Origin of the sequence: Microcoleus sp. Pol17C6 (assembly GCF_036701145.1) — a bacterium.
GTDB lineage: Bacteria > Cyanobacteriota > Cyanobacteriia > Cyanobacteriales > Microcoleaceae > Microcoleus.
In genome coordinates this window covers 59272-81740 of sequence record NZ_JAUBQH010000007.1, presented here as the reverse complement: position 1 = coordinate 81740, position 22469 = coordinate 59272, and the positions used below count along the sequence as shown (strand labels likewise).

The 22469-nt window shown below is 44.5% G+C and carries 18 protein-coding genes; 7 read left to right on the top strand and 11 right to left on the bottom strand.

Annotated elements, in window-relative coordinates:
- Position 1: 1 nt before the first annotated feature.
- Complete coding sequence (locus QUA25_RS05845; protein ID WP_006633481.1) at positions 2–199, bottom strand: hypothetical protein; 198 nt, start codon at positions 197–199, stop codon at positions 2–4.
- A 562-nt stretch (positions 200–761) separates the two neighbouring features.
- Here QUA25_RS05845 and QUA25_RS05840 point away from each other — a divergent pair.
- Both QUA25_RS05840 and QUA25_RS05835 read left to right on the top strand, forming a co-directional pair.
- The gene (locus tag QUA25_RS05840) at positions 762–3305 is read left to right on the top strand and encodes a mannose-1-phosphate guanyltransferase (protein WP_333036299.1); all 2544 of its coding nucleotides are present in this window, start codon (positions 762–764) and stop codon (positions 3303–3305) included.
- Between the two features lie 185 nt (positions 3306–3490).
- The gene (locus QUA25_RS05835; RefSeq protein WP_333036297.1) at positions 3491–4048 is read left to right on the top strand and encodes a single-stranded DNA-binding protein; all 558 of its coding nucleotides are present in this window, start codon (positions 3491–3493) and stop codon (positions 4046–4048) included.
- Between the two features lie 187 nt (positions 4049–4235).
- On the opposite strand, the gene QUA25_RS05830 is transcribed toward QUA25_RS05835, so the two are convergent.
- Positions 4236–4583, bottom strand: a complete 348-nt coding sequence (locus tag QUA25_RS05830; RefSeq protein WP_333036295.1) for a hypothetical protein — start codon at positions 4581–4583, stop codon at positions 4236–4238.
- 363 nt (positions 4584–4946) lie between these two features.
- Positions 4947–5180, bottom strand: a complete 234-nt coding sequence (locus tag QUA25_RS05825) for a hypothetical protein (RefSeq protein ID WP_333036293.1) — start codon at positions 5178–5180, stop codon at positions 4947–4949.
- A 222-nt stretch (positions 5181–5402) separates the two neighbouring features.
- On the opposite strand from QUA25_RS05825, the gene QUA25_RS05820 reads away from it, so the two are divergent.
- Positions 5403–5624, top strand: a complete 222-nt coding sequence (locus tag QUA25_RS05820; protein WP_333036292.1) for a helix-turn-helix transcriptional regulator — start codon at positions 5403–5405, stop codon at positions 5622–5624.
- Positions 5625–5690: 66 nt separating this feature from the next.
- Here the strand turns inward: QUA25_RS05820 and lipB are convergent, their stop codons facing one another.
- Positions 5691–6374, bottom strand: a complete 684-nt coding sequence (lipB, locus tag QUA25_RS05815) for a lipoyl(octanoyl) transferase LipB (RefSeq protein WP_333036291.1) — start codon at positions 6372–6374, stop codon at positions 5691–5693.
- 151 nt (positions 6375–6525) lie between these two features.
- On the opposite strand from lipB, the gene hpf reads away from it, so the two are divergent.
- Complete coding sequence (gene hpf / locus QUA25_RS05810; RefSeq protein WP_190663308.1) at positions 6526–7179, top strand: ribosome hibernation-promoting factor, HPF/YfiA family; 654 nt, start codon at positions 6526–6528, stop codon at positions 7177–7179.
- A gap of 297 nt (positions 7180–7476) precedes the next feature.
- A complete protein-coding gene (locus QUA25_RS05805) occupies positions 7477–7656 on the top strand; it encodes a hypothetical protein (protein WP_333036288.1) in 180 nt (59 codons plus the stop codon).
- Positions 7657–7762: 106 nt separating this feature from the next.
- Here the strand turns inward: QUA25_RS05805 and QUA25_RS05800 are convergent, their stop codons facing one another.
- From QUA25_RS05800 to QUA25_RS05790, 3 genes are all read right to left on the bottom strand, one after another.
- Positions 7763–8221 (bottom strand): peroxiredoxin, encoded by a 459-nt coding sequence (locus QUA25_RS05800; protein WP_333036287.1) that lies wholly within the window; start codon positions 8219–8221, stop codon positions 7763–7765.
- A 289-nt stretch (positions 8222–8510) separates the two neighbouring features.
- Positions 8511–9407, bottom strand: a complete 897-nt coding sequence (locus QUA25_RS05795; RefSeq protein WP_333036285.1) for a metal ABC transporter permease — start codon at positions 9405–9407, stop codon at positions 8511–8513.
- 141 nt (positions 9408–9548) lie between these two features.
- On the bottom strand, positions 9549–10358 hold the full coding sequence (locus QUA25_RS05790; RefSeq protein ID WP_333036284.1) for a metal ABC transporter ATP-binding protein: 810 nt from the start codon (positions 10356–10358) through the stop codon (positions 9549–9551).
- A 102-nt stretch (positions 10359–10460) separates the two neighbouring features.
- On the opposite strand from QUA25_RS05790, the gene QUA25_RS05785 reads away from it, so the two are divergent.
- The gene (locus tag QUA25_RS05785) at positions 10461–11696 is read left to right on the top strand and encodes a metal ABC transporter substrate-binding protein (RefSeq protein ID WP_445305259.1); all 1236 of its coding nucleotides are present in this window, start codon (positions 10461–10463) and stop codon (positions 11694–11696) included.
- Between the two features lie 191 nt (positions 11697–11887).
- Here QUA25_RS05785 and QUA25_RS05780 read toward each other — a convergent pair whose 3' ends face one another.
- From QUA25_RS05780 to QUA25_RS05770, 3 genes are read right to left on the bottom strand one after another with little or no spacing between them, the layout of a single operon-like run.
- On the bottom strand, positions 11888–15547 hold the full coding sequence (locus tag QUA25_RS05780; RefSeq protein WP_333036283.1) for a helicase-related protein: 3660 nt from the start codon (positions 15545–15547) through the stop codon (positions 11888–11890).
- Positions 15548–15558: 11 nt separating this feature from the next.
- On the bottom strand, positions 15559–18570 hold the full coding sequence (locus QUA25_RS05775) for a hypothetical protein (RefSeq protein ID WP_333036281.1): 3012 nt from the start codon (positions 18568–18570) through the stop codon (positions 15559–15561).
- A gap of 13 nt (positions 18571–18583) precedes the next feature.
- Positions 18584–18853, bottom strand: coding sequence for a YciI family protein (locus QUA25_RS05770; RefSeq protein WP_190741349.1), 270 nt, complete (start codon positions 18851–18853; stop codon positions 18584–18586).
- A 163-nt stretch (positions 18854–19016) separates the two neighbouring features.
- Here QUA25_RS05770 and QUA25_RS05765 point away from each other — a divergent pair, with 163 nt between their 5' ends.
- On the top strand, positions 19017–19586 hold the full coding sequence (locus tag QUA25_RS05765) for a Uma2 family endonuclease (RefSeq protein WP_333036278.1): 570 nt from the start codon (positions 19017–19019) through the stop codon (positions 19584–19586).
- A 156-nt stretch (positions 19587–19742) separates the two neighbouring features.
- On the opposite strand, the gene pheT is transcribed toward QUA25_RS05765, so the two are convergent.
- Positions 19743–22187 carry a phenylalanine--tRNA ligase subunit beta gene (gene pheT, locus QUA25_RS05760; RefSeq protein WP_333036277.1) on the bottom strand — a complete coding sequence of 815 codons (2445 nt, stop codon included), beginning with the start codon at positions 22185–22187 and terminating at the stop codon, positions 19743–19745.
- Positions 22188–22469 lie beyond the last annotated feature (282 nt).

The window sequence follows — 22469 nt, the reverse complement described above, 5'->3', positions numbered from 1 at the left end:
ATTACCTTTTAGAAGCTTTGAGAGCTTTTGTAAAGTTTTGGCGGTAAGGCTTATTAAAAATTAACGCGGGCCAGAGCAGCGAGAGCTTCAGGCGGTTTGTAAAACTTCTGTCGAAGTTAGTGCGATCGAAACCATTCCAAAATTTCCAAATACCGCCACCGTAAGCGATCAGCAATGCCAAGCTAATTAACGTACTCATTTAAAAAACCCCTAAGCAATGGATAGGATTTTGGGTCAGCTAGTCAAAGCGCTACCCTTAATCTATCATTTATCAGACGCCAAGGCGCAGTGATAGCTGTAGTAATTCCACCTTCAGAAAGAGACTTCAAAATCCCCGCTTGCCACAAACTTAAAAATAACACCCCCGAAATAGCTTTCACCGAGCAAGCAAGAAGGCACTTCTGTCAAAAGTCGAGCATTCTGAGGACTTATACGATTGAAGAATTAAAGAATTGGGAATGACTGATGACAGAAGGGTTTCGAGCACGGGCCTACAGTTGCATTCTTTTTTTGAACTGGTATTACCCAACATCCCCTACAAATCCGAGCTCGACCGGGGGATTGGTGCGATGCTGCAAGTTCTAATTCGGTTGAAATCGGTTGCTGTTGGGGGACGGCCTGGCCAAACGGGATTTACCAGACGTGTCACTACTCGAAGATATTTAAGTAAGAACTGATTGCTGGTGGCCGACGAATTACAGCAGGCAAACTTTTTCTAGCGGACAATAGCGGTAGAGAGCTTTCTAAGCAAGGAGGATTTTATGCGTGCAGTGCTCATGGCTGGGGGGTCGGGAACGAGGCTCAGACCCCTGACGTGCGATTTGCCCAAACCGATGGTGCCGATTCTGAATCGCCCGATCGCAGAACACATTATTAATTTGCTAAAAAGGCATCAGATTACGGAAATTATTGCGACGCTGCACTACCTTCCCGATGTCATGCGCGAATATTTTACTGACGGGACAGAGTTTGGCGTTCAAATGACTTACGCTGTGGAGGAAGACCAACCGCTGGGTACGGCTGGTTGCGTCAAAAATATTGCTGAACTGCTCGATCGCACTTTTCTGGTCATCAGCGGCGACAGCATCACAGATTTCGACTTAACCGCAGCGATCAAATTTCACCGCACTCAGCAATCCAAAGCCACGTTAATTTTAACTCGCGTTCCCAACCCGATGGAATTCGGGGTCGTGATTACCGAGGAAAATTACCGCATCAGCCGCTTTCTGGAAAAGCCTTCTAGCAGCGAAATTTTCTCCGATACTATCAATACCGGCATTTATATTTTAGAACCCGAAGTCTTGGATTACCTGCCGGTAAATCAGGAGTGCGACTTCTCGAAAGACTTGTTTCCCCTGCTACTGGAAAAAAATGAGCCGATGTACGGCTACATCGCCGAGGGTTACTGGTGCGATGTCGGCCAGCTAGATGTTTACCGGGAATCTCAGTACGACGCGCTGCGGGGAAAGGTCAAACTGGATTTGAGCTACTACAACGAAGTTCGATCGGGAATTTGGGTAGGTCAGAATACTTTTATTGACGATAGCGCGATCATCGAAGTACCGGCCATGATCGGCAACAATTGCCGAATTGGAGCCCGAGTTAAAATCGATGCCGGTACAGTGATCGGAGATAACGTGACAGTCGGGGCCGACGCCAACCTCAAACGTCCCATCGTCTGGAACGGAGCAATTGTCGGTGAAGACGCTCATCTTAGGGCCTGCGTGATTTGCCGGAGTACCCGCGTAGACAGGCGCGCTCACGTCCTCGAAGGTGCTGTCGTCGGTTCAATGTCCATCGTGGGAGAAGAAGCACAAGTGGGGCCAAGCGTGCGCGTCTGGCCGAGCAAAAATATTGAATCCGGCGCTCTGTTAAATCAAAATTTAATTTGGGGAGAACAAGCTAAGCGGAATTTGTTCGGTCAGCGTGGCGTTCAAGGACTGGCAAATGTGGATGTTACCCCGGAATTTGCGGTGAAATTGGGCGCGGCTTACGGCTCGACTTTGAAACCGGGGACTTCGGTATCGGTTTCTCGCGACCAGCGGAGCATTTCCCGGATGGTTTCGAGGTCTTTGATTGCGGGTTTGATGTCGGTGGGAATTAATGTGATCAATTTGGAATCGACGGCAATTCCGATCGCGCGCACGGTTTCGTCTACGATATCAATCGCCGGCGGCATTCATGTTCGCATTTCGCCCGATCGCTCCGACCACATTTTAATTGAATTCTTCGATATCAAAGGCATCAATATTACTAAAGGAGCTGAGAAAAAAATCGAGGGAGCTTATTTTAAGGAAGATTTGCGGCGAGCTCTAATTCCCGAAATTGGAGAGATGACGTACTTTAACCAAGCTCTCGATGTTTACAACCGCATTTTTGAGCGCCAGATGAATGTTGAGGCAATACGCTACAGCAATACTAAGGTGGTAATCGATTACGTTTACGCGGTTTCTGGAGCAATTTTGCCCCAAATGCTTGCCAAGTTCGGTTGCGATGCGGTGGTACTCAATGCCAGTCTCAAGCAGACTTCTCTCAGCAACGGGGAACGGGAATATTTGCTTGACCAACTCGGCCGGGTGGTGAAAGCACTCAGCGCTAATTTTGGAGTGCAGGTATCGGCTAACGGCGAACAGCTCATTTTGGTAGATGAGTCTGGGATTGCGATTCGTGGGGAAATGCTGACGGCGTTGATGGTAAATTTGATGCTGACTTCTCATCCCAAAGGTACAGTAGTAGTGCCGGTGCACGCGTCTTCTGCGGTGGAGGCGATCGCCCGACGCTATCAAAGCCAGGTAATCCGCACGAAGGCGAACCCAACTGCTTTGATGGAAGCCGCTAACAGGAACCCGAATGTGGTTTTGGGCGGCAGCGGCCTTATGGGTTTTATTTTCCCGCAGTTGCATCCCGGATTTGACGGAATGTTCTGCATTGCTAAAGTGATAGAAATGATGACGATTCAGGAGCGATCGCTCGGACAGATCAAGGCGGAACTTCCCCGCATCACCCACCGCAGTTACAGCGTCCGCTGTCCTTGGACTATCAAGGGTTCGCTGATGCGACATTTAGTAGAAACTCATTCGCCCGATCGTCTAGAATTATTAGATGGAGTGAAGATTTTTAACTACAGCGACGACAATTGGGTATTAGTTTTACCCGATGCTAGTGAACCGACCGTTCATATCTTCGCCAACAGTGAGGATCGAGATTGGGTATCTGAAACGTTGAAGGAGTACCGTGCCCTCGTTCACGATTTTGTCAGTCAAGCCGAGGCGGCGGTTCTCCAAGATAAATTTGGTAACGTGTAATGCGTAATCGGTGACAACTAATAGCGAATAGCCCAGAAAAATCAGTAATCACCAATTACAAATTTGCAATTGGCAATTCCCAAAAGCAAGACGCACAAGTCATCGGTACACGGATAGCTATTTTTTCCTTCTTCCTTCTTCTTTCTTCCTTCAACATCCAATTCCCAATTACGCACAGATAACAGATGAATAGCTGCATTTTGATGGCGGAAATAATTCAACAACCGCAACTCCGTTATACTCCTGACAATCAACTTCAAATCGCTGAGATGTTGGTGCAGTTTCCCGGCCCAAAACCAGAAGATCCGCCCGAACATTTGAAAGTGATAGGATGGGGAAATTTTGCTCAAGAAATTCACGAGAAATATCACGAGGGCGATCGCGTGATTATTGAGGGGCGGTTGAGCATGAATACGATCGAAAGAGATGGTATTAAAGAAAAGCGCGCTGAACTGACAGCTCAAAGGATTTACAGTGTCGGCGCCGATGCAATGAGTTCGGCTCCCCCAACTAGAACCGCCCCGGAACCTGCTCAAATTCGCGACAGTGCCCCGGCTAATGTGCCGAGCAATGTAGTTCCTTTAGGCTCGCGGAACCGCAGTTCTAACACCGCTCCAGGTGGCGCTAACCGCACGTCTAGTTCGGATTGGAACTCGCATCAGTCTTCTAATTCTGAGTCCGATCGCCCGTCGGGTTCGTCTAACGAACCGGAAAATCCCGATTACGATCCGATTCCGTTTTAAAAATTAGGGTGCATCACTTTACGAGCGATCGCAAAACTTCGCCGTTCGATCGAAAGTGACGCACCTTAATTTAAGGGCGATTCCCTACGGGATAGCTTCGCACGCGCGTACTTCAGGAAAAAAACGGCGATCCTCTTCGAGGGCTGCGCTAATTACTTTGGCTGAACTACGAGCTAAATTGCAAATTTTACAGCTCGATTGTCACAACTTTTTTCTTGCTTTTTTCGTCGCGCAGCACGACTGTATTGTAGGGTGATGTATCCGTCCCCAGCGGAATTGGCAGCTTAAAGCTGCCGCTCTTATGCTTAAGTTCGCCTAAATCTATGCTTTTCGTTATATTGCCATCTGTTGCCAGATAAGCGGTAAGTTCGCCTTTATAATGTTCAATCAAAAAGTCTCTGAAGAAAACGACTTCCCCACCCTCCTCGGCATCGATAGCAAGGATGACCGTACCGCTAAACGTTGCGCCTTTTTCTTCTTCATCAACCGTCGCCATTTTAATTTCCGAGGGGTCTTGACCGGACATATCTGGCATAAATTTTTTCTCCTGAACTGAGCGCAATAATTAACAAGAATCTTACCTGACGCTAGGGGCGATCGCAAAACTCTTAGGACGTATTTCTGCATCGGTCTTGCTTCTGTCTGAGGTTATAGAAGCCCGCGAGCGCGCATTATACACCAATTACTCTCAATTCTTGAGTCACTAAGTACAGACCGTTAAAATTTTCTATTCTATAATACCCCCAAGTCTCGCAAACACCGCCGCGTTAATTCGATTCGATATTGAGCATCCTTAGTCTGGAGTTTTTAATTGATTGGGTGGAGAATCAAGCCTGATGTTTCTGATAATTTAAGAGCCATCGCACTTCACTCAAGAAAGGGCGATCGCCCTTAAAGATTATTCTTTCCAGTAACGGGTTAAAATCCGCATTACTTCACCTGCTAGAGGGGACGGTAAAGGCGGACTCCATTCACCAACTTCTGCAAAACCCAAAACGTGCAGCAGATTGATGATGCTTTCCACTCCTTTGGGAATCCCGCAAATCAACAATCGGATCGGTTGCTTTCCGATGGGTGCGTCGGGAATTTCTTCGCGCAGGAGTTCGGGAACTGACTTTGGCTCTGATATCATAAGTTTTAACTACACAAATAGTCGGATAGCGATCGCCCTTGAGTTTTCGAGGCAAAGGGGCGATCGCTTTTCCGTTTGTACATTCTGAGTATAGGTCATTCTTCCAAGTTAGTCAACTGCCAAACTCAAAAAAATACCCGTAGCGGTTAATTAAAGGAGAGTGAAGGTTGCGGGATGGTAACATCAGCTTGCAAAGTCGTGCCCAGTAGTTGAGAATCACCAGTGATCCGTTGGAAATTAGCAGTTGTGATGGCCGAGCGCAACATCAGCAATAAGGAGTTGGCTGCTTTGATAGGAATGCACCCAACTTCCTTTTCTCGACTCAAAACCCGCCGTCGCCTCACGAGAATTGACGAATCGACTCTCAATGCTCTGTGCAAAGCACTAAACTGCCAACCGGGAGATTTAATGGTGTATGAGGAGGAAAATTCCGATCGCACTTAAAAAACCGACTGCGATCGTTAGCAGTAAGGTTGACAGCGACGCACCCTACACATTCGTGAAGCGAAGCTATCCCGTAGGGAATCGCACAATTTCCACTGCAAAAACGCGAGCAAACTCAGCGACAACGAGCGATCGCACTCGATCGACCTCAATTCCCGGGATAAACTGCTCTAAACTGCCAACAGGTCGATCGGGAATCCCGCAAGGCACAATTTGCCCAAAACCGGCGAGATCGGGACAAACATTTAAAGCAAAACCGTGCATCGTAATCCAGCGGCTGACTTTAATGCCGATCGCACCTACCTTGCACCCATCCACCCAAACCCCAGTCATACCGGGAACCCGCGAACCCTTCAACCCCAAAACTTCCAGCACCCCCAGCAGCACTTCCTCCAACTGTCGCAAATACCAGTGCAAATCAGGCTGGTGGCGCCGCAAATTTAAAATTGGATACCCCACCAATTGCCCCGGACAGTGGTAAGTCACCTCGCCGCCCCGCTCAACTCGGTGCAATTCCGGCCCAGTTTGGCTTGGGTCAAATTTCAGAAATTCCAACTTTGCTCCCAGTCCCAAAGTGTAAACCGGCGGATGTTCCAGCAAAATCAGGACATCGGGCAAATCTGGATTTTCCCGGCGTTCTTGCACGAGTTTTTGCTGGATTTCCCAAGCTTGCGAGTAGGGAACTTGCCCCCAATCGAGGAGTAAGCAGGGTTGTGCATTTAGTTGTTGAGGGATGAGAGGAGAAACCATGCAAAAAATCAATAGTATTTTTACGGAATATTGGCCCAGCTTAAATCAAGAATTGTCAACATATAATAAAAGATTTGGAAGATAAGTGTTTTCCAGAATACATAGTGCTACTGTATAAAATATACCCAAGTTACAGAAGGGAGGGAGCTCTATGAAGCTTGTTATCCAGGGTAAAAATATAGAAATCACCGATGCGATTCGCGAGTACGTCAATCAAAAGGTGGAAAAGGCAGTTAGCCATTTTCAAACTTTGACGACGGAAGTGGACATACATCTATCGGTGGCTCGTAACCCCAGGATCAATCCTAAGCAGACTGCTGAGGTGACAATTTATGCTAACGGCAGCGTGATTCGGGCTGAGGAAAGCACGGAAAGCCTGTATGCCAGCATAGATTTGGTTGCCGACAAGATAGCTCGTCAACTGCGGAAATTTAAGGAAAAACGCCACGACAATAAGACCCAGAGTAGTGCCAAAACGGTTACGGTAGTTGAGGAACATCCTGTAGTAGCGGATCTGATTGGCGATCGAACTCCCGAACTTCCTGCTGAGGTGGTACGGACTAAGTATTTTGCTATGCCTCCAATGACGGTGCAAGAAGCTTTGGAACAATTGCAGATTATCGATCACGATTTCTATATGTTTCGTAATGCGGAAACAGGCGAAATTAACGTACTCTACGAACGCAAGAGTCACAGCGGCTATGGAGTTATCCAACCCCGCCACAGCAACGGTAACGGTAATAGCAAAAATGGCAAAACTGCCGAAAGCGCTACATCTGAAAAATCGAGTGTTGCGAAAAGCTAGATAATTGCTGACTGCTAATTGTTAATGGCTGCAAGTCGTTAGCAAAAAAGGACTAAAGTCCTTACTACGAACCACGAGTTTTTAGTAAGGACTTTAGTCCTTTCTTGGTTTTTTAATATAATGATTCGTAGTAAGGACTTTGCGGATATTTCCTATAGAAAATGGATGAGCGTTGCTCCGCCCCCAGATTTAGCTAGATAAATTGCTCTCACCTCTGGCACGCAGTTCGAGAATTGTCACATTCTAGGAGTGCCCGAACTTGGGTCATACGCACGGCGAGGGCTACAAATCAACGTCTTGCAAACCGAACAATATATTGAGTCTGATGTTAGTCCTACTTTCCCCAATATCTCGATTGTCGAACTGGTGAATCAGTACACTCGGCCGAGTCAATTTGCTGCCAGAACCCCCTCTATTCAAGATTTTAAAAATTTGGTAGAGGAAAATCTCTACTCTCAGAACTTTCTTCCTCACTAAAAACCGTTAGTTCGCAGTCATAAACTTAGTTTTTTCTGGGTTTTTTAGAAAATGAGGCATGAGGACTTTCGTCCTCACTACCAACAATATATTTAAGCAAATCCATCTAAATTTTGATGGTTTCTAAAGCTTTTAGTGCTTCTGCAACGTGTGCTTTGAAGTCTAACATGGAGTCAAAAATATGCTTGACAACGCCTTCTTTGTCAATGACATAAGTTACTCTACCGGGCATAATCCACAGGGTAGGGGGAACGCCGTATAATTGCCGCACTTTGTTGCCCGTATCACTCAACAAAGTAAAAGGTAACTGATATTTGGCAGAAAAATTCTGGTGCGATTGTTGCGAATCTTCGCTAATTCCTATGACTTCTGCACCTGCGTCTTTGAAGACTTCGTAGCTATCTCGAAAAGCGCAAGCTTGGGTGGTGCATCCGGGTGTGTCGTCTTTGGGATAAAAGTAGACTATGACGTTTTTTTTCCCTTTAAAATCTGTGAGACTGACTGATGTGCCAGTTTGAGATGGTAAGGTAAAATCTGGTGCGGTGTCTCCTACTTTGACTGTCATGTTTTTTAACTGAGTAGCTCTGTTTGGGTGAAATTTTAACTTTTGTTATTGTACTGTCTTTTGTGACGAATAGTTCGCAGGTGCGATCGCCAGATTCGATATCATCCCATTCTTGCTTTCTCGCAATCCTAAAAAAAACCGTTTTTACACAATCTGGATGCAGCCAACGATTCACAGTTACGCGGATTAATTCGAGAGGCTTTTTTGAACCGCAGATGAACGCTGATTAACGCAGATTGTTATTGAAAATTGGAGGGGCGGGGCTGAATCGTTAACACAAAGTTAATTGTTATCGGCCTTTAGTTAAATTTTTTAATTCCCGCCATATTGGAGGCATTTGACCGGAGTGTGTGCGGGGCTGGGTAAGGATTCCTTGAGTGGGACTGAACAGCAATGATAGCACAAAGAATCCCGATGCAACTAAAACTATTGCGGGGCCGGATGGTAAGTTATAGAAGTAGCTGAGATACATTCCGCTAATACTGGAAATCACTCCGATTATTGCGCCTAAAATCATTACTTGGTGCAGGCGAGTCACTAGGAGATAGGCGGTACTTGCGGGTGTAATTAATAGGGACAAGACTAGCACTACGCCAACGGCTTTGAGGCTGGCAACTATTGTGAGGGCGATGAGTACCATCAGTCCAAAGTTGAGCAGGTTTACTGGCAAACCTGTTGCTTGCGCTCCTAATGGATCGAATGTGTAAAATAGCAGTTCTTTGTAAAAGACTACTACAACTAATAATACTACGGCGACAATAACGGCTGTGTCGATCGCATCTTCGACAGTCACGCCCAGGATGTTGCCGAAAAGAAAGTGGTTGAGGTCGATTTTGTTGTCTTTTTGGACGATCGTAATTAAGGTGATGCCGAGGGCGAAGAATGCGGAAAATACGATGCCCATTGCGGCGTCTTCTTTAATTGTCGATCGAGCTTTGATCCAAGCTATGATTACTGTACTCAAAACTCCGGCAATGAACGCGCCGATAAAGATATTTGCTCCGAGGATAAATGCGATCGCCAATCCGGGCAAAACCGAGTGGCTGATGGCGTCTCCGAGCAAGGCCAGCCGCTGTACCATTAGGTAGCTGCCGACGATCGCGCAGACGATGCCGACGAGAATGGCAATTACGAGCGATCGCTGCATGAATCCGTACTGCAACGGCTCAATTAAGGTTTGTAGCATAAAATTTATAACATCACAGTTAACTAATGACTAACAACCAAAGCAACCGGCTTTAAGGGGAGATTGATCGTTGCCAAACCCAATATTACCCAAGAAACTGAGTTCAAAAACGTAACTCGTAGATTAATGACTGCTGGCTAATTAAGCGGCTTGTCCGGCAAAAAACATTACTTGTCCGCCGTAGGCGCGGTAAAGGTTTTCTTGGGTTAGCACTTCTTGGCGGGAACCAGCGGCAATCAATTCTGTATTAAGCAAAATTAAATCATCAAAATTGGTAATTGATTCGCCTAAGTCATGGTTGACTACTAAGACGATTTTCCCGGCATTTGCTAGCTGGTGGAAGATGTCGAAAATGATATTTTGAGTTTTTTGGTCAACGCCGACAAACGGCTCGTCAAAGCAGAAAATAGCGGCTTCTTGGGCTAAGGCTCTCGCTAGAAATACTCGCTGTTGCTGTCCGCCGGAAAGTTGTCCGATCGGTCTGTCTTTGTAAGCACTCATGCCTACTCTTTCTAAGGCATCGGCAGCGGTGCGGCGGCTAGCTGCGGAGAAGCGGCGAAACCATCCGGCTTTTCTGACTCTTCCCATCATCACGACATCCCAAACCGTGGCGGGATAGTTCCAGTCAATTTGCGATCGCTGGGGCACGTAGGCTACTGTTTCGAGTCGATCGGCGATCGCTTCTTGGCCCCAGGTAACAGTGCCGCGAGCTGCCGGAATTAAGCCCAACATTGCTTTGATCAGCGTGCTTTTGCCGGCACCATTGGGGCCAATAATACCCGTCAGCCTTCCCGGTTTGACGGAAAGATTGATATCTCGGAGTGCCTCTACCGTGCGGTAGTTTACTGCTAAGTGCTTAACAGCGATAATTTCAGTGTCGGTAGCGCTGTCTTTGAGGTCGCAAACCATTTTAGACCAAGGATTCTCGTTGGGCAATGCGGCGGTATTCATGGGGGTGAGTCTATCTCCTTTTTATTAAGTTTACTGTAAAAATGAAAAGAATATGAAATCATCGGTAAATAGGAATAATCTGGAACGCAGGAGAGGTAGATAATGCGACAGTGCCAGCTCGAAACCCCTCAAACCATAGGTTTGGCGGCGAAAATCTCAAATCGGTTAAAACTGATATCTTGCACCCTTCTCAATAACAGGCAAGATGCCTGTTCCACAAAGAGTGAGTCTTCCTGTGGGGTGGGCAAGATGCCCGCCCAGACAAGGGTTATTGAGAATGGTGCAAGATGTGAGCTAAAACCGACGGCAATTGTGAAGCAATCCGATAAAGGAGAGTTTAGCGGTGAGTCGGGGATTGAAACCGCCGCCCCTGGATGGGACAAGTCCAAGGCATTTTGGATTAGAACTATTGCTTGCGGCATTTTGACTGTGGGTTTATTTAGTTGTGCTTCAACCCAGGGCGATCGCCTCTCTCCACAGGCAGATGCTAAACCCAAGGTAGTTGCTACTAGCACAATTATTGAGGATTTGACCGATCGAGTAGCGGGTGGCGAAATTCAGCTAACAGGAATTTTGCAGCCGGGAACCGATCCTCACGTTTACGAACCGGTGCCAAAAGATTCTCAAGCTTTAGAACAAGCTAACTTAATTTTGTATAACGGTTACAACTTGGAACCGGGATTAATTAGGATGATGAATGCCGCCGGAATTAAGGCGCGGAAATTAGCAGTAGGGGAAGTTGTCAAGCCTTTGCTACTGAATAAAGAAGGCAATACCGTACCCGATCCACACGTTTGGGGAAATGTGGAAAATGTAGTTCAAATGGTAGAAGCAATTCGGGATGCGCTAATAGACCTGTCGCCGGAAGATCGGGAGAAGTTTACGCAGAATGCTGTGAAACTTACTGAAGAGTTAAAACGTTTGGATATTTGGATCGAACAAGAGATTAAAACAATTCCCGAAAACCAGCGCAAATTAGTAACAACTCACGATGCTTTTCAATATTACAGCCGGATTTACGGATTGGGAATTGCTGACAGTTTGATCGGGATTAGTACGGAGGAACAGCCGAGCGCTCAAACGGTGCAAAAGTTAGTAGAAGCGGTGAAAGCTGCGGGAGTACCTGCTATTTTTGCCGAGACTACAATTAACCCGCAACTGATTAGAACTGTGGCGGAGGAAGCGGGGGTGAAATTGGCGGCGCAGCAACTTTATTCGGATTCGATTGGGGCGCCCGGAAGCGAGGGCGATTCTTATGTGAAAATGATGTCGGCTAATACTCGCACCATCGTCGAAGCTTTGGGGGGAAAATCCACGCCTTTTGAAGTTAGCAAGTAGCAAGTAGGGTGCGTCGGAGGAGTTTTATTTTCTCTGCAGATAGGGTGACAGCTAGCTGACGCAGCCTACAAGTTTCAGTAGGCTTGCATTGCATAAGTCTTTGATTGATACAGAAACCGCAGATGCAAGGCAGATAAACACAGATAAACGCAGATTATTGAAGGAATTGAAAGCTTGGGAATGCAAGAGGTCTAGTTTATCTGCTTCGACAAAATTAAATTGAGCACGTTCAACTCGTTGGAACTTAAAAGATATTTATCTGTAAAAATCTTTTCTCGACTTTGCTCTAAACTGTAGCTTCTAAACACGATAAATGGGAAGTCTCGATACTTGTGTCCGATCGGCATTACACTATCTACAGGGTAGATCGATCGCACATAAGCCGACAAAATATCCCGAAACCGCCTATCTTCCGGTTCTTCCAGCCTGCTGTCAGCAAAATACTCTTTCATTTCCTCAGCGCTGACAAAAGCAAACAGCGGTATGGCATAATAGCGATCGAACTGCTGACTCTGCTCTTCAAAATACTGAGTTTTCTCCACATCGCTGTTGAGAAACTGCAAAAGCTCGATCGCACCTCCTCTAATTGCCGATCGTAAATTCTCAGGGTAAGATTTGCTATCCCTGATGTGCTCCATTTTTTGCAGCAACTTAGCATCTAAACATTTCCGAATTTCCCTATTCAGCGCCATCTGGTAGTTTTCCTGCAAACTTTTATCAGCCAAAGGCACTAATAACAAACTACCACAAACATGACCAATCTCTAGATTACCACAACCCAACAAACCCTCAAGAGGATTGCACATCTGCAAAAACTTGCGATTAAAATCATCCCGCAATTCCAGGTAAGAATCGCCCGTTACACGAGACTTATCAGAATTTTTCAAAACAAACTCCGCACAGCTCAAAAGCTCCTCCAGACCTTGACAAACATCCTGTAACAACTTATTTCCTGGGTTGCTGCGATGTTCGCTTTTCAAAATTTTAATTAAAGAAGCCATCTTGCTACTAAAAGTATCGCCCACAGCAGAAATCGACTTCCCGCCAATCGGAATCATCAAAAACTTTTCCCTACCCAAATATCCATATCCCACAATCCGTGTCATCACCGCAGTCTTAAGAATTAGCAGCAAATTCAACAAACTCAACTTGCTTTCTTGTAGCGAAAGTTCGGCATCATCTGCATAGTAAACTGCTGTATCAGACAAGTAAAAAACCAACTCCTTAGCTTCACCATCCAGCGTATTACCGTGTTCATCTTCCCCACGCCCGCGATAAATCACCTGTATGACTTCCATCAGATTTTTCTCAATCTGAAAGCGGGGAATATCCACTAAAATATGCTTATTTTTAGGGAAAGACAAGCCGCGACTTCCCGATGCAGTCATAAAGATTACTTTAACTTTATTTTTGCACTTTTGTATTTGCTCTTTCTCCTCTTCCGAGATATTCGCGTGGACTTCCAGATAATCTTTATAGCGGTTAAATTCTCGTTTTTCTTGAATTTTATCAATTAACTCCGCCAATCTTCGCTTATCCTGAATGTAGACGATAATTTGTTCAACTCCCGGTATTGCTAACCGCTGATTGATATCTTCAATTATTTCAGACTGTACTGATTTAACTAAATCATTTTTGGGATTTAAAGCAGTATTTTCAGTAAACTTTACAGCCTCTACAAATACCTTATAAGTTATCTCTAAACTGCTAGCGGGATAGGAATTCGTATTGATAACTTTAGCAGCTAACCGTTTGAATTCAAAAGGTATGACTTGCAAAGGCGGGATTTCCTGAGCATTTTTATCTACATTTTTGAAATAGATTTTATCCGGTTCCGGCGAGGTATCGCTCAAGTGCTGTTTGATGACATCGGGGTCAACAATCGAAGCATCTGCTACAATAATTTTAGTATTAAAACCGTGCCGCTTATCCGCCAACTCATAATCTTGGACAATTTCCGTAATTCCTGACAAAAACTCCACACCCCCATCATCTCCCGTAACTTCATCTATCATGATGAATAAGTGTTTAATCCGGCGGGATATTTCCTGCATCTTAGCAGAAACAACTTTTCCTGTCCGTTTATTGAAAACATCTTGAAATATCTTTGCAAAGTGTTTTAAAGTATTTTCCCCGTTTTCAGTTGCTTTCAAAGACTGGATAGAAACCGTGGCGATAATATTATTAGAAATTTCACCATTATTAATCAGGGCATAAACTGCATCGCAAGTGCTGTTTAGCACTCCCAGAGTTTTGATATTGGTTGGTTGAAGTACGGTTTCCCCTTTTCTTTCAATTTGCCGCTGGTGATATTCTCTTCTCTGATTTTCTGGATTGTCTTTGAGGAAACGAACTGTTTTTTCTGTGAAATCCTCATTGCGATTATTTGATTGGTACCTGATGGTACGCCGTCCCCCATTGCTGGCAATAATATCAGAGTTTGTGTTAATACAAAAAAGGCGATTATCAAAAAGTAAATCTGTTTTTTTGTCTTTAAAATTCTCGATGATATCTAAGTTTACTTGCTTGCGGGGACTGACATAAAAAAACAGGAAACCATCGTCTATATGCTTTTTGAGGAAATTTGCGATCGCAGTTGTTTTACCTATTCCCGGATTCCCCGTCAAAAAAACGTAAGTTTCATCAGATTCCAGTGCTTTGACAATTAATTCAGCGTGAGCATTTCTCAGATGCGATCCGCGCGAAACTTGCAAATCATCTGCCAGTTTATCTGATATAATATCGATGGAATTAGCAAAACCATCAATCCGCTCAGTATGAGGTATAAAACTAGCCTCTTTCCCGATTGCTAACAAATCATCAACAAACTTCCTGCCTTCTTTAAAACTGTGAGCCGCGTTGATTTGGATAACTTTGAAAAATTCGCTCCGAGCAATGTTAATATCTTTATATGTATCTTTATTTTTGTAAATTTGCGAACAAGTTGACAAAAAGTTAATTTTGTCTTTACCTAGCGAAATAGCATTAACAGTGCGATCGCTATAACCGACTACATTAAACAATACCTCAGCATTGCTTGAAAGTATATCTGTTTTTTCCAAAAAATTATAGAAACTGTGAGAGTAGCTACCCGCTTGAATTAACTTCGTGGTTTCCTTATCCTGATAGTTAAAAGCTTTAAAATAGTCTTGCAACTCCTGTGAAAAATCAATTCCTAAAGTGCTGGTATCGATTCCCAGGTTAGAAAACACACTTTTCGATCGCAAATAGCTAATTTCTCTCCCCAACAGTTTCCGCATCACCTCAACTTCATGCAAATCAGGCATCTCAGTAGCAGCCGGAGAAAACACAGATAAATCAACACACAAAATTCTAAATTTCTTACCTTTTTGTAGCAGCAAAAGCGTATCCGCCCACAGAAATTCACCCGTTTTTGAGTAGCGATTGATGTACAAATTAATGTCAGCAGTTGATAAACTAGGTTTCAGGGCTTCGAGTTGCAATAAAACTTCTCTAAAACCTTCTGTATCCTCTTTAGCATAAGTTCCAATGCTGTTAGTTTTAGTAAAACTGCACTGATAGTACAAAATTTTTAACTGCTGTGGTTTTCCACCAATAGCTTTCAGGTACTCCCGGAAAAAATTCAAGCCGCCCAAAAAGCCTTTCTGTAGATAAAACAAGCTCCATTTTTCAACTATTTTAATGTTAAAACTGCTTGGGATATTATGCGACTTGATAATTTCGGCTACCATCTTGGAAAACTCTATCTGCTGCAAATCTCGGCGGTAAGAATCGCCGAAATTGTGAGAGATTTTTTCCTCCTGAATGCCAGCCAGAATCCCGATATTAAATCCAACTTCAAAGAGGCGACCGAAGTTTGCTGCTATCATTATTTTAGACCTCAATCTGCTACATTTAACACTTCTCTTACCTTGTTCAAAAATGCCAACGAATTAAAAGTAGCACTTCCATCCGCGTGACTGAATTCAGATAAAGCACCAACGGATGACTCGCCAATAATGCGACCAAACGGATCGAGTTTCAAGCTAATTTGTTGGCGTGCTTCGTACTTAGAAAAGTGAAAAATTGTCAAATAGTGCAATAAAGTATCTTTAATTTCACTATCATAAATCAAGCCTTGGCGAATATTTTGATCGTCGAGAATTCCCTCGTAAATATTCAACAGTGTCGAATAGGAAATTACCCCATTGTAAAAATTCTTTTCCCCTTGTTCTACTGTAATCCCATTAAACAGATTGAAAAACATCGCGGCTTGCTTGCTCGGATCTGCAAATAAGTTAGCAAGTTCCGCTGTATCTTGAATATAAAAAGATTCTCCCCGATGCTTTTGGGGACTGTGAACGTAGTATTTATCAAGGAATACCGGATAAATTCTAATATCTTGTCGCTCTCCTTTCAAGGTGCGGATAATATCTTTGGACAGGAAAAATAATTTCTCGTCTTCATCATTTTGAGTAATGTGCAGCGTACTCATATAAGGTGCTTGCGAGATATACAGAAAATTTCGATATCCTCGCTTGTACAACTGGCTGACAATATCTTCGAGAATTGATGGTTGAGTATAAAGATGCTCAAGGCTATAATTTGCGGAGAAAGTTTTCAGCAATCCGACTTGAATAGTTCCGTCTTCGTAGCGCCTGATTCCGTTAACTTCGCCCAGCAAACAGGCTTTTCTCGATGCGCGATTATCGCTCCTACCTTTTCTCGCGTCGCTGTCTCTTGTAGATACTGCAATAATCGCTAAATTATCCAATTCTGGAGATAGCTGCACGTTGTTGAATCGAAATTTTTTAGGAAGTATTGAATACAGCGAACTCAAACCGTTTCTGATTTTAAAAGCACTCAAAGTGCCTCTGATGCGGAATCCCTGGGAGTTGGTTCGGTGGTTTTCACTCAAAATGTGAGATAATGTTTTGGAAAGATGCCTCATAAACTTTTCCGAAGGGAAAGGATGATCGTGGTCGCCTTCGTGAATTCTAACTATCGGCACGAATGTATTATTTGGTAATTTTTTCAACAAGATTCGCAAGCAAATATACGACAGCAGCAAAACCACAAACTTGTAAACAAAAGCTGCTTCTTGTTTGAAACCTCCTTGGCTATCTAAGCGTCGGTATTCGTAGGGAAACACAACTAATTTACCCTTAAAATTTTCATTTAAAATTTCTTGAGAACGCTTGGCAGTCGGAACCGAAAGTATAGGCAAAGCCTGGATACCTTTGATGCTGTATTCCATGCTGAAACTTTGGAATTCATCAGTTGAGAAATAGCGAATATCTTCAATGGTAATATTGACTGGCAATTGACAAATAGCTTCGGGGCTGACATTCGGCTGTCCCACGGAAATATACTGAAGGGTTTCCTTGGGATTGCGCTGCACTACTTCTTTGAAAAATTTACCCGTTGTCAAAGTATTATTTACTTTTCTGAGGATGCCTGTTTCAATTAAGATGTGTCGCGGTTCTGTGCAAGGCTGCAAAATAGTTTTTGCTTTGATGAAATCTTTCAAAAACTTTTTGATGCTGTTGATTTTTGTCTCGATATTAAACTTCTCAAACCCTTTTAGGAAATTGCGAAAGAGCTCTTTTTTCGCATCTTCGTTAGATTCATTCAGTACGGGAAATACTTTGCGATCGAAATTGGCGATCGGATCGTAATCAAGTTCAGATTCGGGGTTATAATTTGGATCTAGCGGATTGCTGTTAGAAGCAAATACAAAATAGTATAAAAATGCTATTTTTAGTACCTGTCGAAAGAAAGTTTCGTGATAAGCTGGTTCCTCCAAAGCGGCTAGGTGTTCCGGGCTGTCGGGATTTAGCACATTGAGATTGTAGTCAAATACGCTATCTGCGCCGTGGGATGGAACTGGATTGCCAAACTTGAGTTTTAAGCCAAAGACAAATTGGCGATCGCCCCCAGAAGTATCGGTCGTTTCTCCCAGATTACCTGCTATAATCGGAATAATGGGCAGCGCATCCAAAGCTTCCGATCGCGAAAACATATCTTTATAATTAATCTTAGTCTCCTGATAGTTAACCAGATAGTCTCCCTCAACTTTATCAGCGTCTTTGATATACTGTTCTATCAACCGCAAGCGCCGGATCAAATCTCGTAAATAAATGCAGCCTCTGTCGTTGGCTTTATCTGGGCTGACGTTTGCTAAAATATATTCTAAATAAGTAATTTTTGCTTCTTTTTTTAGTTGACCTATAGTTTCTTTATCGACAATTCGCACTAATCGATGAAAACTAGAAGTTTCATCTGTCAACATTTCCTGAAGCAGTCGATTGAGTTCATCATTGTCATCCTCAGTCTGAGCTTTTTCATCAATATAATTTTTTAAACCTTCTTGCAATTCTTGTTGAAAAATATTTGCATTCCGGACAGAAATAGTAACTTTGTGAAACTTGAGCAAGGAATTGCTTCCAGTGCCCAAGGGTTCCAAAGTTAGCTTCTTTTTTTGCAAATTGTGATGTTTTTTGTCGAAATCGTATTTGAGGCCTAACTGACTTCCACTGCCTTTAAAAGACTCTAGAGGACTGGTTAAGCTATTGACAAAATTTTCAATTGCAACACTTTTTCCTAAAATTGATTCTAATTGCTGCCGCAAACACTGTTGAATCTCCCTGATTTGACCACCAAAATGCTCTTCAATTTCCGGCTGTAAGTTAACAGTGGCAGAATCTGCTTGACGTTCAAAATCTCCCAAGGGTTTTCGCACTGGTAATTTTGCAACATCAGCAGCAATGGCATCAATATCAATTAACAAGCGACGGGAATAGTCCGACACGCTAAATGGGTTTTTAGTCTGCAATGTTTCTAAAATCTTGTCCAGCAAATCGCCATAGTCAACTGGAACTAAATCGCTGTCATCCAATCTTAAGATGTTCACCCTGTTAACCCCTTCAAAAAGCTTGAATCCACTCTTTCACATCGTACTCAGTCCAAACCCCATTTACCCAATAAGGATCGGCTTCAACTAATTGTCGCACAGCAGCCTCATCTTCCGCTTCGTAAATTGCAAAAACTTTTGTTAAATCTTTCGTTGGCCCGATCGTACTTAACACGCCCGATTCCTTCTGCTTAGCCAATCCGGCTAAATGAGCGTCTCGAAACGGAGCGCGTTTTTCGAGAACGTCTTCGCAGTAACTTCCCCACATCACATATTTGGTCACGGTTTTGAGCCTTGGATAAATTTGTTTAAAAATAATTGTACAATAAGAGTAGCAGGATTTGACGAGTTTTTTTAGGATAAAATTGATTAACCGCAGAGGGCGCAGAGGTCGCTGAGGAAGAGAGGGAAGAAGAGAGAGGTTTGTTAGAGAGAAGGAGGTTACTATGACTTTATTAGACATTCGTCTGCTGACAGTTGAAGAATATGACCGGATGACGGAAATTGGTATTTTTGACGAAGATGAACGGGTGGAATTACTAGCAGGACAGATAGTAAAGATGGCAGCAAAGGGAACGGCTCACGGTGCGGCGATTGCGCGCACGAAGGTATTACTGGATAACCGTTTAGGAGAACAGATTTTTGTGCGGCTGCAAGACCCGGTTCGGATGAATAATTACTCGCAACCCGAACCGGATCTTTCTGTAGTTATACCAGATCCACTTTACTATGAAGACCACCATCCAATTCCTTCAGAAATTTATCTGATTATTGAAGTTGCGGATACTACGCTGAGAACGGATTGCGGGATTAAAGCGAAAATTTATGCTGAGTCGGGAATTACTGATTATTGGGTTTTGGATGTGAATAATCGGCAACTCCACGTTTTTCGAGAACCGAGTCAGGATGGTTATCAAAGTCGGGTAGTTCTTGCGGATGGTGATAGTATTTCTCTTCTGCAGTTTCCTGATTGTTCTTTTTTTGTGCGGGAGATGTTGCGGCCGTTAAGTTATTAACTTGTTCAACAAATTTAGGACTCGCTTGGCCGCAGAAACCGGGTTTCTCTGTTAATAGTTGGTTGATGGCGGTACATCTTGGAAGAAACCCGGTTTCTTAGTCTTTGCGTGCAAGAAGTCGAGAGAGGGCCGGCACTTTTAGCACCGCCCCTACAATTAGCTTCTCAAACTAACGCCGAATTTCTCAACTAGGACATCGCGCACTTTTTGTTGGGCTGGTTCGACATCGGTTTCGCTCAAAGTTCGATCGCCCGCGCGGTAAACTAACCGAAAAGCCAAACTCCGCTGTCCCGCCGGCACGTTGTCGCCTCGATATTCGTCAAACAGTTCCACCGAATCCAGCAAACTACCCGCCGCCTTTTTCATTGCACTCTGCATATCTACAACCGGAACTTCAACCGGTGCGAAAAATGCAATGTCTCTGTCAGAAGCGGGGAAACTCGAATAACCCGCGAATTTGCGAGTTAAGTTGTTCGATCGCCCTAATTGACTTAACAGCACCGCTAAATCTAATTGAAACACGTAAACCTGCTCAGGCAAATCCTTTTCTTGCTGCAATTGCGGGTGCAACTGTCCAAAAACCCCTAAATGTTTCCCGTTTAACGATAACGCCGCCGTGCGGCCAGGATGCAAGCGTGTATTAGAGGAATCGCTTTGATATTCCACCGCCAAACCCAACCCCTGAAACACGCTTTCTAAAACCCCCTTAGCCTCAAACCAACTCAAAGGTCGATCGCGCCCTCCCTGCTGCCATTTCCACACAGTCGGATCGCCGCCAATAATCCCCGCAACTGCATCGGCTTCCTTCATTGCATCCCCATCTTTCCAGAAAATGCGGCCGACTTCAAAACCGTTTAGCGCCCCATTTCCCTGTTCCAAATTGTACTGGAAAGCATCAATCAAACCCGACAGCATTTCTGTCCGCAAAGCCGAATACTCCACAAACAGCGGATTCGCCAGCACAACCTGATTGTCTCCCTCAGTTTTCACCAAAGAATAGTGCATCAACTCCGTCAAACCGGCCGCCCGAAAAGCCGATCGCACATTCCGAATTGCCGCATATTCCGGTGACAGATAACCAGGTTCCGTTTTGCTAGGCAAAGTATCGCAGAAATTGTCATAACCGTGGAGTCTGGCAACTTCTTCAATTAAATCAATTTCCCTTTCTAAATCCCGGTAGCGGTAAGGCGGCACAGTCACATTCCAAACTCGCTCTTTTTCCGTTGGAACAACTTCGCATCCCAAGGCTGTCAGAATATTTTTCACCTCTTCTGGTTCCAGATATTTAGAACCGCCCGTTGCTCCTCTTTTTAACTGTCCTAAAACTAGATTTACTCGGTCTAAACGCAATTCGAGCCATCGCGAAAAACTCAAATCCTCGCCGGAACTCGCCGTTTTCTGCACCGTCGCAGTGCCTCCAGCCAACTCCAAAATTAGGGCAACAGCGCGGTTGCAGGCCGTCGTCAAAGCCGCCTGATTCACCCCCCGCTCGTAGCGGATCGATGCCTCGCTCCGCAAGCCTTGAGCGCGCGCAGAACGGCGAATCGTTGCCTGGTCAAAAATCGCCGCTTCCAAGACTAAATTTTGGGTTCCTTCGTGAACTTCCGTGTCTTCGCCGCCCATTACGCCAGCCAAAGCTACAGGTTTGTCGCTAGCAGTAATTAACAGATTTTGAGCTTGCAAATTGCGGTTTTGTCCGTCCAAAGTTTTGAAGGATTCGCCTGTTTTGGCAAAGCGGACGCCGATGCTGATATCTTGAGTACCTGTGAAAGATTGCAGGCGATCGCGATCGAAAGCGTGCAGCGGTTGTCCCCATTCCAATAAAATGTAATTAGTCACGTCAACCACATTATTAATTGGTCGCACTCCCGCCGCCTGCAACCGCTGCTGCAACCAAGCTGGAGAAGCACCAATTTTCACACCTTCAATTGCTGTGCCGATGTAAATCGGGCATCCTTGCGGTTCTGATATTTCTACTGCCAAACCAGGACTTTCTTTGCCCTCAATCGCAACATCATTCGCTGCGGGAATTCTCAAACTCGCCCCAGTCAGCGCCGCCACTTCCCGCGCTACACCAACCATGCTCAAAGCGTCAGCACGGTTGGCAGTTGCTGTCAAATCTAAAATCACGTCATCTAAACCCAAAAGCGGGCGAATATCGCTGCCCAATTCTGGATTTTCTAACTCGAAAATGTGAATGCCGGCTGACTCTTTAGATAGTCCCAATTCCGCCAGAGAGCAAATCATTCCTTCGGAAGGAACGCCCCGCAATTTAGCAGGTTTAATCTTTAAATCAATAGTCGATAAATAAGTGCCGACAACAGCGACAGGCACGTAAATGTCTGCCCTAGCGTTCGGTGCGCCGCAAACAATATTCAAAGCTTCACCTGAGCCGACATTCACTTGACAAACTCTCAATTTATCTGCATTCGGATGCTGTTCGCAGGCGATGATTTTGCCCAAAACTACGCCGCTTGCCCACGGGCGGCGGTCTTCGATTTCTTCAACTTCAAAGCCTGCCATTGTCAGAGTTTCGGCTAATTCTTCCGGCGATATTGCCACATCCACCAATTCCTGCAGCCACTTTAGAGAAATACGCATAATTTAGATCAGTAGTTAGTTGTCAGTGCTCTGTAGTGATTAGTCATTAGTCGGCGCCGACGGGCTACGACTTTTGAGTCCCAGAATTTATTCGGGAAAGCTTTTCATAGCATACTAATTTAAATTTGTCAAGACTTTTAGGGTACACATCAGCAAAAACGAGGGATCTGCCCAAAGGTAGATGTCTACTGGGGGATGAGTAGCATTCTCATTCAGAGAATGAGGTATGCTAGATACATCTAACAACGCAAAAAGCACTTAAGTTTAGAAAGACTTTACACA

Excerpts from the sequence above, each read along its gene's own strand:
- pheT (WP_333036277.1), bottom strand. The coding sequence starts at position 22,187 with ATGCGTATTTCTCTAAAGTGGCTGCAGGAATTGGTGGATGTGGCAATA.
- QUA25_RS05825 (WP_333036293.1), bottom strand. The coding sequence starts at position 5,180 with ATGATATCAGAGCCAAAGTCAGTTCCCGAACTCCTGCGCGAAGAAATT.
- QUA25_RS05785 (WP_445305259.1), top strand. The coding sequence starts at position 10,461 with ATGCGACAGTGCCAGCTCGAAACCCCTCAAACCATAGGTTTGGCGGCG.
- lipB (WP_333036291.1), bottom strand. The coding sequence starts at position 6,374 with ATGGTTTCTCCTCTCATCCCTCAACAACTAAATGCACAACCCTGCTTA.
- QUA25_RS05830 (WP_333036295.1), bottom strand. The coding sequence starts at position 4,583 with ATGCCAGATATGTCCGGTCAAGACCCCTCGGAAATTAAAATGGCGACG.
- QUA25_RS05795 (WP_333036285.1), bottom strand. The coding sequence starts at position 9,407 with ATGCTACAAACCTTAATTGAGCCGTTGCAGTACGGATTCATGCAGCGA.
- QUA25_RS05780 (WP_333036283.1), bottom strand. The coding sequence starts at position 15,547 with ATGATAGCAGCAAACTTCGGTCGCCTCTTTGAAGTTGGATTTAATATC.
- hpf (WP_190663308.1), top strand. The coding sequence starts at position 6,526 with ATGAAGCTTGTTATCCAGGGTAAAAATATAGAAATCACCGATGCGATT.
- QUA25_RS05800 (WP_333036287.1), bottom strand. The coding sequence starts at position 8,221 with ATGACAGTCAAAGTAGGAGACACCGCACCAGATTTTACCTTACCATCT.
- QUA25_RS05840 (WP_333036299.1), top strand. The coding sequence starts at position 762 with ATGCGTGCAGTGCTCATGGCTGGGGGGTCGGGAACGAGGCTCAGACCC.
- QUA25_RS05845 (WP_006633481.1), bottom strand. The coding sequence starts at position 199 with ATGAGTACGTTAATTAGCTTGGCATTGCTGATCGCTTACGGTGGCGGT.
- QUA25_RS05835 (WP_333036297.1), top strand. The coding sequence starts at position 3,491 with ATGAATAGCTGCATTTTGATGGCGGAAATAATTCAACAACCGCAACTC.
- QUA25_RS05790 (WP_333036284.1), bottom strand. The coding sequence starts at position 10,358 with ATGAATACCGCCGCATTGCCCAACGAGAATCCTTGGTCTAAAATGGTT.
- QUA25_RS05765 (WP_333036278.1), top strand. The coding sequence starts at position 19,017 with ATGACTTTATTAGACATTCGTCTGCTGACAGTTGAAGAATATGACCGG.